Below are 14702 nucleotides of genomic sequence, written 5' to 3'. Positions count from 1 at the left end.
CCCCGATAGGAGAAAGACTTCGATGACCAGTCAGGACACCGGGTACGGTCCCGACACCTCGGCGGACCTGCCGGACGCGATCGCCGTGACCGGACTCGCCTGCCGGTTCCCCGGCGCGCCCGACGCCACGGCCTTCTGGGCCGGTCTGCTGGCCGGCCGCGACAGCATCACCGTCCGCGACCGCGACGAGCTGGCCGCCCTCGGCGTGCCCGCCGACCGCCTCGCGGACCCCCGGTTCGTGCCCGCCGGGGGAGTGCTGGAGGGCATCGACGAGTTCGACGCCGAGTACTTCGGCATCACCCCCGCCGACGCCGCGCTGATGGACCCCCAGCAGCGGCTGTTCCTCCAGTGCGCGGTGACCGCGCTGGAGGACGCCGGGCAGCGCACCCGGAACACGGCGGGCGACGTCGCGGTCTACGCGTCGGCCGGCTTCAACTCGTACCTGACCCACCATCTGCTGCCGCACGCCGCGCAGCTCGGCCACCGTGCCGACGTGCAGTGGCTGGCCGGCGGCGACAAGGACTATCTGGCCACGCAGACGTCGTACCGGCTCGGTCTGACCGGTCCGAGCCTCAGCGTGCAGACCGCCTGCTCCTCCGCGCTGGTGGCGGTCCATCTCGCCGGGGAGGCGCTGCTCAGCGGGGAGTGCGACGTCGCCCTCGCGGGAGCGGTGTCCGCGGGCGTCGCCCAGGGGCTCGGCTATCTGCACGCCGAGGGCGGCATCCTGTCGGCCGACGGCCGCTGCCGGCCCTTCGACGCCGACGCGACCGGCACCGTCTTCGGCAGCGGGGTCGGCGTCGTCGTCCTCAAGCGGCTCGCGGACGCGGTGCGGGACGGCGACACGGTACGGGCCGTACTGCTCGGCTCCGCGCTGAGCAACGACGGCGACCGCAAGGTCGGCTTCACCGCACCCGGCCTGGACGGGCAGGTCCGGGTCATCACCGCGGCCCAGGCCGTCGCCGGGGTCGAACCCGCCGACATCTCCCTCATCGAGGCGCACGGCACCGGAACCGCCCTCGGCGACCGCATCGAACTCACCGCACTCAACCGGGTGTTCCAGAACGCCCCGGACGACCGCAGGGTCCTCGGCGCGGTCAAGTCCAACGTCGGCCACCTGGACACCTGCGCGGGCATGGCCGGGCTCATCAAGACCGTGCTCGCCCTCCACCACCGCACGCTGCCGCCCACCGCGCACTTCGAGACGCCGTCCCAGGACCTGGATCCGCGACGCTTCCGCGTCCTCACCGCCCCCGAAGCGTGGCCCGGCGCGGACGGCACCCGCGTGGCGGGCGTCAGCTCCTTCGGCATCGGCGGCACCAACGCGCATGTGGTGCTCCAGGACGCCCCGCCCGCCGCCCGTCCCGCTCCCCGCGCCGGCGGCGCGGGCACCTGGCAGGTACTGCCCCTGTCCGCCCGTGCCCCCGAGGCACTGGACCGCCTCACCGAACGATTCCGCGAGACGCTGGCCGGCCCCGACGCCCCGGACCTGGCCGATGCCGCTCACACCGTGCAGACGGGCCGCGAGCCCCATCCGTGGCGCCGGGCGGTCGTGGTGGGGCCCGGCCGGCCGGAAGCCCTCGGCGCCGACCCGTCCCAAGCGCCCGTGCGTGCGGCGGACACCTTCCCCGGCGTGGCCCTGCTCTACCCCGGCCAGGGCGCCGGGAGCCCCGGCATGGCCGCCGAACCGTACGCGCACGAGCCCGTCTTCCGCGCCGCCCTCGACCGCTGCCTGGACGCCCTGCGGCCCTGGGCCGACGACTCGCTCCGCGAACTCCTGCTGAATCCGGCGCACGTGGACGGCATCGAGCGCACCGAGGCGGCCCAGCCGGCCCTGTTCGCGCTCGGATACGCGCTGACCGAGTGGTGGACCGCGCTCGGCCTGCGGCCGACCGCGCTGGCCGGGCACAGCGTCGGCGAACTCGTCGCGGCCTGCGCCGCGGGGGTGTTCACGCTGCCGGACGCGGCCCGGCTCGTCGCCCGGCGCGGCGCCCTGATGGGCACGATGCCCGAGGGAGCCATGCTCGCCGTACCGCTGCCCGAGACGGAACTGCGCGCCCTCCTCGCGGACTGGAAGGAGGACGGGGCGGCCGCGCCCGGGATCGCCGCGGTCAACGCGCCCGACCGCTGCGTGGCGGCCGGAGACCCCGCCGCGATCGCCCGCCTCGCGGACATGCTCGCCGACGCGGGCGTGCCGGCCCGTTTGTTGTCCGTGCGGCACGCCTTCCACACCCGCCACGCCGACGGCCTGCTCGACGACTTCGCCGCCCTGGTCGCCGCCACGCCGATGCGCCCGCCCGTCATCCCCCTGATCTCCGCTGTCTCCGGGCGGCCCCTCAGCGCCGAGGAGGCGACGTCACCGCGGTACTGGGCCCGGCAGCTGCGGGAACCGGTCCGCTTCGCCGACGCCCTGCGCGCCCTGCCCGACGGCGTGGTCCTGCTGGAGGCCGGACCCGGCACCGCCCTCACCGGCTTCGCCCGCCGCACCCTCGGGACCGGCCGGACCGCCCTCCCGGGCCTCGGCCGCCCCGGCGCCGAACCCCCGACCCGCCTGGCCACCGTGGCCCGGCTGTGGGAACACGGCGCCGGCCTCGACTGGACGGCACTGGGGGAGCGGACCGGCCGCCGCCGGATTCCCCTGCCGACGTATCCGTTCGCCCGGACCCGCCACTGGTTCGAACCGGCCGCCACGCCGACGGCCGCCCCCGGGCCGACGCGGCCCGACTCGGCCGCGGGACCCGGAACCGTCTTCCCCGCCGCGGCGCCGCCCAGCCCCTTCCGCACCGCACCGGACACGAGCGAACCGGCCGCCACGACCCGGATCGACGACTGGCTCCACGTCCTCACCTGGTCGCCCACCCTGCCCCCCGCTCCCGCCTCCGTACCCGGAACGGTCCTCCTCCTCGCCGACCGTTCCGGCCTCGCCGACGAGATCGCGGCACGCCTCACCGGTGCCGGCGCCCGCGTCCACCGGGTGAGCCCCGGCGACCCGGGGTCCGGCCTGGTGGCCGAGGACGACGGCCACCGGATCGACCCGGACGACCCCGCGTCGTTCCCCGCCCTGGCCGCCGCGCTCGCGGCCGCCGGTGCGGCGCCCGAAGCCGTCGTCTCCTGCTGGGCGCTGGACGACTCCTGCGTCGACCAGGCGAGCCCCGACGACATGGCGCGGTCCGCGCTGAGGGCCGTGACCGTCCCCGCCGCGCTGGGCCGGGCCCTCGGCGACCGGTTCCCCGGCCGGCCGCCGCGCCTGCTCCTGGTCAGCGAGGAGGCCCTGGCCGTCGGCGGGCAACGCCCCCGCACCCCGGCTGCCGCCGCGGCCACCGGCCCCGCCCGCGTCCTGCCCCAGGAACTGCCCGGCTGCGCGGTCCGCGTCCTCGACCTGGACCGCTTCCCCCGCTCCGGCCCCGGACTCACCCGGACGGCCGAAGCCGTCGTCGCCGAACTGTCCGCGCTCGGCGGCACCGACCCCGGCCCCGCCGCCCCCGTCGTCGCCCTGCGCGGACGCACCCGACTCGTCCCCGAGCCGACCCGCCCCGTCCTCACCCCCCACGGCGACGGACACCCGCCGGCTGCCCAACTCCCCACCGGCACCTGGCTGATCACCGGAGGTCTGGGCGGCATCGGCGCCGCCGTCGCCAACCGGCTGGCCGCACCGGGCCGCACCCTCGTCCTGCTGACCCGCCGCCCCGTGCCGGACGGACCGGCCTGGCACGTGATCCGGGCCGGGGGCGGCCCCGCGCCGGAGTGCCCGCCCGCCCTCGCCGACTCCCTGACCCGGCTCGCCGACCAGGGCGCGGCGGTCTGCGTCGTCCAGTGCGACGTCTCCGACGAACAGGGCCTCGCCGCCGCCCTGGCCGAGGTCCGCGCACGCCACGGCCGGATCGCCGGTGTCGTCCACGCCGCGGGCGTCCCGGGCGGCTCCGTCATGGCGCTGCGCGCCCCCGAGGACATCGCCCGCGTCCTGGAACCGAAGGTCCGCGGTACCGTGCTGCTGCACCGGCTGACCGCACCGGACCGCCCGGTCATGGTGCTGTGCTCCTCGGTGCTCGCCGTCGCAGGAGGCCCCGGCCAGGCGGACTACGCCGCGGCCAACGCCTTCCTCGACAGCTACGCCCACACCACCGACACGGCCGTCTCGATCGGCTGGGACCGCTGGTCCGAGACCGGAATGGCCGTACGCGGTACGACCCTCGGCTGGACGGCCGACGCGGGCGAACCGCTGGACCACCCGCTGTTCGCGGCCCGCCGCGACACCTCCGACGGCTGGCACGAACTCCTGCTCCGGTACGGCCCCCAGACCTCCTGGCCCGCCGACGAACACCGCCTGTCCGGCGAACCGGTGCTGCCCGGCACGGCCCTCCTCGACCTGGCCGTGGCCGCCCACCGCCTCCTGCCGGACACGGGGGGCACCGGCCCCGGACCCGTCGTCCTCGACGCCGTGTTCACCGGCCCCCTGCACATGCCGGCGGAACACGTCGTCGTACGGCTGCGCCCGCACCCGGACGGCGGCCACGACTGGGAGGTGCGGTCCTCCACCGCGCCCACCCGGCCCCACGCCCAGGGCCGCATCCGGTACGACGGCGCCCCGCGCCCCGAGCGCCTCGACCTCACCCCCCTCGGCGCACCCGGCCAGGACACCGTGGCGCCGGTGCGCGAGGCCGGGGGACTCCTGGAGACGGGCCCCCGCTGGGCGTGCGTGGAACGGGCCGTACCCGGCGGCCGGGAGCAGGGCCGGCCGGACCTGCTGCTGGCCCTGCGCCTGCCCGAGCGCTACCACGACGACACCGGGGCCCACCCCCTGCACCCGGCGCTCCTGGACGCGGCCACCGGCGCCGTCGCCCAGACCACCGGACGCCACCTACCCGTCGCCTACCGGAAGGTGATGGTGCATCAGGACATCGGTGCGCAGGCGTACGCCCGGATCGTGCTGCGCTCGGGCGACCCCGCCGCCGAGAACGACACCCTCGTGGCCGACGTGACGCTCACCGACCCGGACGGGCACCCCACCGTGACCGTCGAGGGCTTCGTCCTGCGCCCCGCCGCGTCCGCGCCACGCCACGCCCCGGGCGCGCGGCCCGCCGCCGAGCACCCCGCGGAGGGCATCCCCACCCGCGAGGGCCTGCACGCCCTGGAACGCGTCCTGGACAACCCGCACCTGGCCCACGTCCTGGTCACCCCTCGCGCGACCCGGCCCCGGCCCGCCGCCGCTCCCACGCGCCCCGCACCAGGGCACCGTTCCGACGGCAGCCAGGGCCCGGACGACATCCCCTCCCGGATCGCGGGGATCTGGGCCCACATGCTCGGACTGCCCGCCGTGACCGCGGACGACAACCTGTTCGAGCTGGGCGCCGACTCGCTGACCATCGTGCAGATCGCCGGCGAGATGAGCGGGGCCGGCCTGCCCGTCTCACCCGGCGACATCTTCGCCCACCCCACCCCCGGCGCCCTCGCCGCCCGGCTCGCGGCGAACGAGCCGGACCCGTCCGCCGCCCCCGAAGCGCCCACCGCCTCCGCCACCACCACCGCCCCCGACCCGGATCCCTTCCCGGACGCGGATCTCAGCACCGAGGACCTGGCCCAGGTCATGAACCTGTTCCGGTCCGGAGAGGACACCCAGTGAACGACATCGAGGACATCTACCCCCTCTCGCCCGCCCAGGAAGGGATGCTCTTCCACACCACCACCTCCCCGGACCAGGGCCTCTACGTCGAGACCACCACCTTCCGCCTCCTCGGCGCCCTCGACCTCGACGCGCTGACGGCGGCCTGGCGGTCGGCGGTCGCCCGGCACCCCGTGCTGCGCACCGCCTTCGTCCACGAACGCATCAGCGCCCCGCGCCAGGTCGTCCTGCCGAGCGCCGAGGTCCGTATCGACGTCCGCGACCTCACCGACCTGGACGGCGCGGCCCGCGACCGGGCCGTGGACGCGGAGATCGCCCGCCGCCGCGCCGAGCCGTTCGACCTGACCCGGGCGCCGCTGATGCGACTGCTCGCCCTGCGGCTGGGCCCCGACGAGCACCTGATGGTGTGGACGTACCACCACATGATCCTCGACGGCTGGTCGGCGGCCCTGCTGCTGGCGGACGTCACCGCCCGCCTCGCCCGACCCGACGCCGCCATCCCGCCCCCGCCGCCCGCCTTCCGGGAGCACATCGCCTGGCTGCGGCGCCAGGACCCGGCGCGGGACCGCGCGTTCTGGACCTCCTACCTGGACGGCTACGACGAGCCGGCCGTGTTCACCCTGCCGCGGGTACGGCCGGGCGCGAAGCCGTCGGGGGAGTTCCGCACCGTCCACGCCACCCTGCCCGCCGAGGCCGCGGGACGGCTGCGCACCCTCGCCGCGGCCCGCTCCACCACCCTCGGCAGCCTGGTGGAGGCCGCCTGGGCCGGCACGGTCGCCCGCTACTGCGGCCGCGACGACGTGGTCTTCGGCGTCACCGTCGCGGGACGCCCCCCGCTGCCGGGCGCCGACGCCATGATCGGCATGTTCATCAACACCGTGCCCGTGCGCGCCCGTGTCGAGCACGACCTGCCCGCCGAGGAGTGGCTGACCCGCTACGCCTCCTCCCGCCACCCCGTCCTGGAGCACCAGCACACCCCGCTCACCGAAGTCCAGCGCTGGGCGGGCACCGAACGCGGGGCCCGACTCTTCGACACCGTGGTGGTGTTCGAGAACTACCCGGACGCCTCCCAGGCCGTCCTCGCCGACGGGGCGCTGCGCACCACCGACGTGCGCTACGAGACCCGCACCAACTACCGTGCCACCCTCGTGGTCCGCGCCGCCGGTGATCTGCGCGTCCAACTGATCGTGGACTCGGCCGCGTTCGACGAGGACGAGGCCCAGGGCGTGCTCCGCCACTTCACCGCCGTACTGGAACGCCTCGCCGACCGCCCGGCCCGGCCCGTCCGTGAACTCCTCGCCGTGCCCGAGGAGACGCGCGCCCTGCTCCTCGACCGCTGGAACGGCACGGACATCGACCGCACCCCGCCGCGCGCCCTGCTCGCGGACCTGATCGCCGAAGCGGTCCGCACCCGCCCCGGGCACCCCGCAGTCGTCGGCGACGACGCCACCCACACCTACCGGCAACTGGACGACCGCGCCACGGCGTTGGCCCTTCGCCTGACCGCACACGGAGTGGGCACCGGCGACCGGGTGGCCGTCTGCCTCAGCCGCGGCACCGACCTGGTCACCGCCCTGCTGGCGATCGCCCGGGCCGGCGCCGCGTTCGTCCCCCTCGACCCCGCGCACCCCGCCGACCGGATCGCCTACGTCCTCGCCGACGCGGCCCCCGCCCTGCTGCTCACCGACGCCACGGTGGCCCTGCGCCCCGACGGCTGGGAGGGCACCGTCCTCGACCTCGCGGACGAGCCCCTCACGCCCGCCGACCCGGCGGCGGCCGCCACACTGCCCGGCTGCGCACCCGACCGGCTCGCCTACGTCATCCACACCTCCGGCTCCACCGGCCGCCCCAAGGGCGTCGCCGTGAGCCACCGCGCGCTCGCCAACCTCGTGGACAGCCTGGCCCTGCGCCACCCCGGCCTCACCCCCGAGGACCGGTTCCTGGCCCTGACCACGCTCACCTTCGACACCTCCCTCGCCGAACTCCTCGTCCCGCTCGCCGTCGGGGCGACCGTCCACATCGGCGGCGGCACCCTCGGACTCAGCGGCCGCGACGTGGACGCCTACCTCGCCCGGCACGGCATCACCGCCCTCCAGGCCACCCCCTCGCGCTACCGGGCCCTGCTCGACTCCGGCTGGCAGGGCCAGGGCAGCCCCCGCCTGTACAGCTGCGGGGAGGCGTTCCCGCCGGACCTGGCCGAACCGCTCGCCAAGCGCGGCCGGTCCGTCTGGAACATGTACGGCCCGACCGAGACCACCGTCTACTCCAGCGTCGAGGAGATCCACGCCGGTACCACCCGGGTCACCGTCGGGCGGCCCATCTCCCGCACCACCCTGCGCGTCCTGGACCGCGACGACGCGCTGGTGCCCGTCGGCTGCGTCGGCGAACTGTGCATCGGCGGCGACGGCGTCGCCGAGGGCTACTGGAACCTCCCCGACCTCACCGCCGAACGGTTCGTCACCGACCCCTACGCCCCCGGCTCCCGGATGTTCCGCACCGGCGACCACGCCCGGGTGCTGCCGGACGGCCGGATCGAGGTCCTCGGCCGCATCGACCGCCAGCTCAAGCTCCGCGGCTACCGCATCGAGCCCGGCGAGATCGAACAGGTGCTGCTCGACGTGCCCGGCATCGCGGCCGCCGTCGTCGACGCCCGCGACGACCGCCTCGTCGCCTGGACGGTGCCCGCCGACCGCGCGGCCCCGGCCACCCCGGCGGAGCTGCGCGAACGGCTGCGGCTGCGCCTGCCGTCCTACATGATCCCCGAAGTCCTCGTCACACTGGACGAGTTGCCCCTGACCCCGGCGGGCAAGACCGACCTCCTCGCGCTCGCGGTCCCCGCCCACGAGCCCGCCCCCGCCGCCCCCGCGGACCCGAGCACCCCGCACGACCTGGAGGAACTGGTCGCCCGCCTCTTCCGGGAGGTGCTCGCGCTGCCCGAAGTCGGGCCCGACGACGACTTCTTCGACCTGGGCGGCGACTCACTGCGCGCCATGCGCATGGCCGCGCGCATCCAGGCCGAACTGGGCACCGACTTCGACGTCGAGCTGCTCTTCGACTACTCCACGGTGCGCGAACTCGCGGCCGGGATCGCCCGGATCACGGCAGCCGACAACTGACCGGGAAGGTGCCCCCACCATGGAAACGCCCCCCGAAGCCGCCCACCCGGCCCCTGGGCACGTCGCGGACGACAGCGGCGCCGTGCACCCCGGCACGGCGCCGGACACCCCGGCGCAGCGGCGCGTCGAGGAGATCCTGGCGGAGCTGACGGGATCGGGAGTGGAGGCCGGCGTGCAGGTGGCGGCCTGGCACGACGGCGAGGCGGTGGTCGACGCCTGGGCCGGGACGGCCGACGCCGCCGAGGGCCGGCCGATGCGGCCGGACACCCTGGTGCCGGCCTGGTCGACCGGGAAGGGTGTGGCGGCCGCCCTGGTCGCCGTCCTGGTGGACCAGGGAGTGCTGGCGTACGACACACCGGTGGCACGGTACTGGCCGCGGTTCGCCACGGCGGGGAAGGCGCGGATCACCGTGGGGCAGGTGCTCGGTCACACGGCCGGGCTGCCCCACCTGCCGGCGGACGTGACGCCGGAGCGGCTGCTCGACCTGCCCGCGATGGCCGACTGGATCGCCGGGCAGCGGCCGCGGTGGGAGCCCGGCAGCGCGTTCGGCTACCACGCCTGGACCTACGGGGTGCTGCTGGCCGAGATCTTTCGCCGGGCCACCGGCCGGACCTGCGACCGGCTGCTGCGCGAGGAACTGGCCGGCCCGCTCGGGATCGGTGACGAACTGCTCTTCCACGTCCCCGGGCACCTGGCGTCCCGGGTGGCCACCTGTGACGACGGCGGTTGGGCGGCCCGCCTTGAACGGATGCCGCCCGGGGCGCCGTTCTTCACGTGCGTTCCCCGGGGAGTGCTGCCGGTGGCGGAGTTGGGCAACCGCGACGACTTCCGGCGCACGGCCCTGCCGGCCAACGGGATCATGACCGCGCGCGGGGCCGCCCGGCTGTACGCGGTGCTGGCCTGCGGCGGTGAGTCGGCGGGCGTGCGGCTGCTGTCGGCGGCGACCCTGAAGGAGGCGACGAGGGGGTGGGTGAGCGGGGTGGACAGGATGATGGGCACCACCTGCACGATGGGCGGCGGATTCGTGATCGGGGACAGCGGGGCGAAGCCGGTGCGCCCGCCGGGCGCCTTCGGGCACAGCGGGTCGGGCGGCAGCACGGCCTTCGCCGACCCCGCGCACCGGTTCTCCTTCGCACTGGTCAAGAACCGCATGACCGTGCCGGGCCTGGACGCGCGACTGGCGGGCGTGATCCGTTCCGCGCTCGGCATCGCGGACGACTGAGTGTCGGAGGCGGCGGAACCGCACCGAGCCAGGGCACCGGGGCTTCGCCGGTATCGGGGCAGGGGCGGCGGTACCCCCGTAGCCGCCGCCCCACCGCATGATCGTGCTACGGACGGACACGCACTGTCAACGATCGTTTTCGGCTGGTCAATCGATCGTTGAATCCCCGTGTCACCGCTCGTTGCGCCACGGATGTGCCGCCCCGCGTTCCGGCGGCCGGCGGAACCGGGCCACGGCCTCGTCGACGCGTCCGGCCCGCACGAGGTGCGCGGCGAGGGCGTGCCGGTGGGCCGGGACGGTCGGCCGGCTCGACGACCCGGCCCCCGCGTCCGCCGGGCGAAGGGCGGTCTCCGGACCGGGTCCGCGGCGGCCCGGGTCACGACGGCGGTCGCACCGGACCGGCCTCGGCGTGCGCGCGCCGCGCTTCCACGTGTGTAAGGGCCTCCTCGCCGGGCCGGTCCGGCGCACCACGGGCGGGCGCCGGCGCCACACCGGTCCCGGCGTCGACCGGCCGACTCCGCGCGTCCGGCCTGCCGTCGGCGACCTCAGGCGCCGCGCCGACCTCGTAGGCCAGGGACCGGGCAACGAAGCGGCACGCGTGGAGGACCGCCGTCCACGCCGAGCACCTCGCCCGCGGGAAGGGTCGGCGGGGCTCCGGGACCCGGCGGCCCGGCGTACGGCGTCCGGACGCCCGCGGCCGTCACGCTCCCGCCCCGGCCCCCACCGCGGCGATGCTGACCCTGCGGCTGTACCGCTGCAGCGCCAGCTGCCCGTCGTGCGGCTCACCCGGGTAGCCGTCCAGCATGGACCCCAGCCGTGTGACCCGCAGCGCGCCCGCCCGGAAGAACTCGGTGGCGAGCGGTACGACGCGGTCGTCGGCGGCGTGCAGGCCCACGGTCTGCAGATAGCGGCGCATCGGGTGGAGGACCCGCACGATGTCCTCGCGCGGCAGCGGCTTGACCCAGACGGTCCCGAACAGGGGAGAGGCGGTGAGCCCGGGACGCTTGTCCGCGAGGACGTGCCAGCGGCCTCCGGGTCCGCTGAAGGTCCGGGTGAGGCCCAGGTGTTCTTCGAGCCGCGCGACCGCGACGACGTTCGTGACCTCCGCCTGTTCGGCCAACTCCCGTGGAAACTCGGGGAAACCGCCCGCCTCGGCCGACAACGCGTCGGCGAGGGCGCGGGCCTCGGTGAACAGCGCCTCAGCGTTCTCCGTGTCGTCCGTGTCGACGTACACGACCTGCGGGCTGGTGCACGTGCGCTGGCCGTTCCGCAGGATGTCTCGCGCCAGCGCCCGCAGCGCCCGCCCGTCCCGCCGGTCGCCCGTACGGTCGAGATAGGCGAGGGAGATCTTGGGCCCCCACTCGACCAGCCGGCACCCGGACGGGAGGAACCGCGCGACCCCCTCGACCGCCTCCTCGGTGCCCCAGACCGCCACCGCGTCGGCCGGGCGGCACAACCGGCGCAGCCACTCGGTGTTCCGGGAGGAGAACCGCAGCACCACCAGCCGCTCGCGCACCTGCCCCGACGGATCGGCATCGGCCAGCGCCGCCAGCGCGTGCTGGGTGAACATGCCTTCCGTACCGCTGGTCTTGACAACGTTGACGTTCCCGGCGAGCAGCCCCTCGACGACGCTGAGCACACCGGCGACGGCCACGTTCCGCGGGGCGATGTGGACCAACGTCCCGATCGGCTGCCACAGTTCGGCCGCGCCCTCCCCGAAGGCCGACGGGACGGGCTGGTAGGGCGCGGTGCCACCGAGTTCGGCGGTCAGCTGGGCGGACAGCGGCTTGGGGTCGAGGGCGGCGGCCAGCCCCGCGAGGGCGGACTCCGCGTCCTCGGCGGGGAGCGCCGTCGTGGCGGGGTCGGTCAGGTCGGCGAACAGCCGGCGGTACCCGGCACCGTCCGGGTCGCCGAGGACCGCCGCCAACTTCCCGCACGCGGCGAGGACATGCTCGACGTCCAGCGGCCCGGACAGGGCGGGAAGCACGTCCCCGAGCCCGTCGAGCCGGCGTCCGGCCTCCTCCTCGTCGACCCATTCACCCTGCCAGAAGTAGGGCGTGGTCTGCGCGACGGCCTTCATCGGACCTCCAGAAGCTCCGCCGCGGCGACGGCGCAGGTACGGTTGCGGCGGACCCCGGCCCGCCCGTGGACCTCGAACCACGGCGTGGCGATCCCGCAGTCGCCCGGCGGACGCAGGGTGCCCAGGTCGGCCATCAGGATGCTGTGGGCGGGCAGCGCCGTGACGAACGGCGACACGAACTGCAGATAGCCGCGGGCGCCGTGGCCCACCGGCTCCAGGGTGCGCACGTCCCGCACCACACAGCGCGCCCACACCGGCACATGGAAGTGATGCTCCGCGCACTCGATGTACGGCAGGCAGTGCTCGACCGAGCCGTAACAGTCCCGGACCCGCTCGCCCGCGATGCCCAGCCGCCGCTCGATCGCCTCCCGGAACTCCACGCGTCCGATGGCCCGATCGGCATGGCTCTTCCAGCCGCCCCCGGTCAGCACGAGCGATCCCTCGGGCAGTCGCAGCGGCGGCACCCCCATCGTCGCCATCCGTTCGAGCACGGCGTGCAACAGCGCCGGGAACCCGACGATCCTCACCGGCTCCGCACGCGCCGCGAAATCGAGCAGGGCGTCGACACAGCCCATGGGATCGAACTCGTGCCCGTCACCGGTGTTCCGCAGCGCGTGCACCACGGAGGCCACGGGCGCGAAGTCGCACAGCTCGCTGAGGCCGTGCGCGGCACCGACGGTGAGCCGCGGGTCCGGCTCGTAGCCGAGGACGAGGTAGTTGGCGGGACGTTCCACGTCGATCAGCCCCAGCGCCTTCATCGTCCAGGCGTCCATCCGCTGCGCCGCCCCGATCGACCAGGCGTCGAAACCGATCTCCGTCTTCTCACCACCCGTCCCCGACGACGTCAGCCGCAGGGCCACGGCATCGTCCGCGATCGAACTCAGCGCATGCCGCTTGAACAAGTTCACATGTATATAGGGAAGGTCGGTGATCCGCCCGATACTGTCCATATCCGGTGCCCCCGCCTCCTTCCACACGGACCCGTAGAGCGGGTTGCGCAGCGCATGCCACGCATTGATCTCCCGCATGGCCGCGACGAACAACTCGTCGGCGGCCTCATCGGCGCGAAACGGGTCGGAGACGCCGCACAACTCCCGCACCTTCGGAAGCTCTTCCGGGTCCGGCACCTCCAGGGGCCGGAAGTACTTCCCGAGGGAGTCGAGTCGGCGTACGAGGTCGACATCAGGGGTCGACGCGGTGGTCATGGCACTCCTTCTTGATCACGACGTGTGCGGACCCAATTGAACCCGCCGAGCCGGAAATCGCCGACGTGTCCGAAGGATTTGAGCCACGCCGGTCGTGCGGGCGTCACGCGGGTCTCGCGGGGGAGTGCTTGGTGAGGCCGAGGCTCATCGGTGGAGATGAGCCAGGACCCCTTCCTCCACGGGGTAGGGACGTTCAGGAGGCAGGAGTCGCCGCGCCGCGTCGAGATCTCCGTCCCGTACCCGCGCGTGGACGGTGTGGGCGAGCGGGGTGACGTCGGTGATGGAGACGGTCCACTCGTCGGCGTAGAGACGCGCGGCTTCACCGGCGAGGCCGAGCTGGAGCGACCGGTGGGCGAGCGGCTGAAGGCGCAGGTCGCGTTCCGGGTCCCACTGGACCCGGGCCGGAGCCCGCTTCAGCCCGTTCTTCCACGTGGCGCGGTCGGCGTGGAGCCCCTGCTCGTAGTGGGACAGGCAGGCGTGTTCCAGCGCCCACTCGAAGCCCGCACGGGATATCTCGATGGCGAGGACGGTCTCCTGCCCTTCCTTGGTGCCCCAACCGCAGCGGTACATCATCCACAGGAACGAGGGCTTGACCCAGGTCATCCGGTCCCGTTTCCACACCGCCGGAAAACGGCCGTCCCGGGCCGCCGGCAGGCCGATCTCCGGGGTGTACGCCTGGTAGACGGTCACCGTGGAGTCGGTGTACACGGCTCGGATTCGGTATTCGGGTTCTGTCACGGGGACCAGAGTGGTCACACCTTTTCGCGCACGCCATCGAATTTCCGCGGTGCGGAGCCCCGCCGCGGCGCTCCGCATCCGCCGGGAGGGTGCTCAGTCGAGACAGAACTCGTTGCCCTCGATGTCCTGCATCACGATGCACGACTCGTTGTGCTCGTCGGCGAACAGCGTCTGCACGTGTGTCGCGCCGAGCGCGACCAGCCGTGCGCACTCGGCTTCGAGTGCGGCGAGGCGTTCCCGGCCTATGAGCCCGGTGCCGACCCGCACGTCGAGATGCACCCGGTTCTTGACGACCTTCCCTTCGGGAACGCGCTGGAAGTACAGCCGCGGGCCCACGCCCGAGGGGTCACCGCAGGCGAACGACGAACCCTGCCGCTCGGGCGGCAGCGAGCGATCGAAATCGTCCCACGTGGCGAACCCCTTCGGTGGCGGCGGCACGACGTACCCCAACACCTCACACCAGAAGCGGGCGACGCGCTCGGGTTCGGCGCAGTCGAAGGTGACCTGGAACTGCTTGATCGATGACATCGGCGCACCATAGCAGGACGGGAATCCGCCGCCGGCGGGGTGTCCGAGAAGTGCTGACGGTACTTCAACCTCGCTCAGGATTCAGTCAGTTGATATGTGTATTGGCCATTCGTGTCACAGGAATGTCTCAGGGGCGGGTGCGGGGCAACCGGGGGGACGGGGGTTCTGTCTCGATAGTCGCAAGGCCCGCTCACCA

At 74.6% G+C, this 14702-nt stretch carries 7 protein-coding genes; 3 read left to right on the top strand and 4 right to left on the bottom strand.

Annotated features, from left to right (window positions below; all coding sequences use genetic code 11):
- Positions 1-22 precede the first annotated feature (22 nt).
- From ACWDD7_RS29045 to ACWDD7_RS29035, 3 genes are read left to right on the top strand one after another with little or no spacing between them, the layout of a single operon-like run.
- Positions 23-5617: a type I polyketide synthase gene (locus tag ACWDD7_RS29045; RefSeq protein ID WP_450459569.1), complete on the top strand. Its 5595-nt coding sequence runs from the start codon at positions 23-25 to the stop codon at positions 5615-5617.
- On the top strand, positions 5614-8733 hold the full coding sequence (locus ACWDD7_RS29040) for a non-ribosomal peptide synthetase (RefSeq protein WP_450459568.1): 3120 nt from the start codon (positions 5614-5616) through the stop codon (positions 8731-8733). Before ACWDD7_RS29045 ends, ACWDD7_RS29040 begins: the two co-directional genes overlap by 4 nt.
- 19 nt (positions 8734-8752) lie before the next feature.
- Positions 8753-9955: a serine hydrolase domain-containing protein gene (locus tag ACWDD7_RS29035; protein ID WP_450459567.1), complete on the top strand. Its 1203-nt coding sequence runs from the start codon at positions 8753-8755 to the stop codon at positions 9953-9955.
- 700 nt (positions 9956-10655) lie between these two features.
- Here ACWDD7_RS29035 and ACWDD7_RS29030 read toward each other — a convergent pair.
- From ACWDD7_RS29030 to ACWDD7_RS29015, 4 genes are all read right to left on the bottom strand, one after another.
- Complete coding sequence (locus ACWDD7_RS29030) at positions 10656-12035, bottom strand: acyl-CoA reductase (protein ID WP_450459566.1); 1380 nt, start codon at positions 12033-12035, stop codon at positions 10656-10658.
- Entirely contained in the window at positions 12032-13240 is a 1209-nt protein-coding gene (locus ACWDD7_RS29025) for a LuxE/PaaK family acyltransferase (protein ID WP_450459565.1), read from the bottom strand. Before ACWDD7_RS29025 ends, ACWDD7_RS29030 begins: the two co-directional genes overlap by 4 nt.
- Before the next feature lie 144 nt (positions 13241-13384).
- Complete coding sequence (locus ACWDD7_RS29020; RefSeq protein WP_450459564.1) at positions 13385-13978, bottom strand: DUF4291 domain-containing protein; 594 nt, start codon at positions 13976-13978, stop codon at positions 13385-13387.
- A 93-nt stretch (positions 13979-14071) separates the two neighbouring features.
- A complete protein-coding gene (locus ACWDD7_RS29015; RefSeq protein ID WP_351876580.1) occupies positions 14072-14506 on the bottom strand; it encodes a VOC family protein in 435 nt (144 codons plus the stop codon).
- Positions 14507-14702: the final 196 nt, after the last annotated feature.

The organism is Streptomyces sp. NPDC001056, assembly GCF_053598955.1.
The sequence above is the reverse complement of the archived record's forward strand: the minus strand, read 5'-3'. Positions and strand labels throughout refer to the sequence as shown.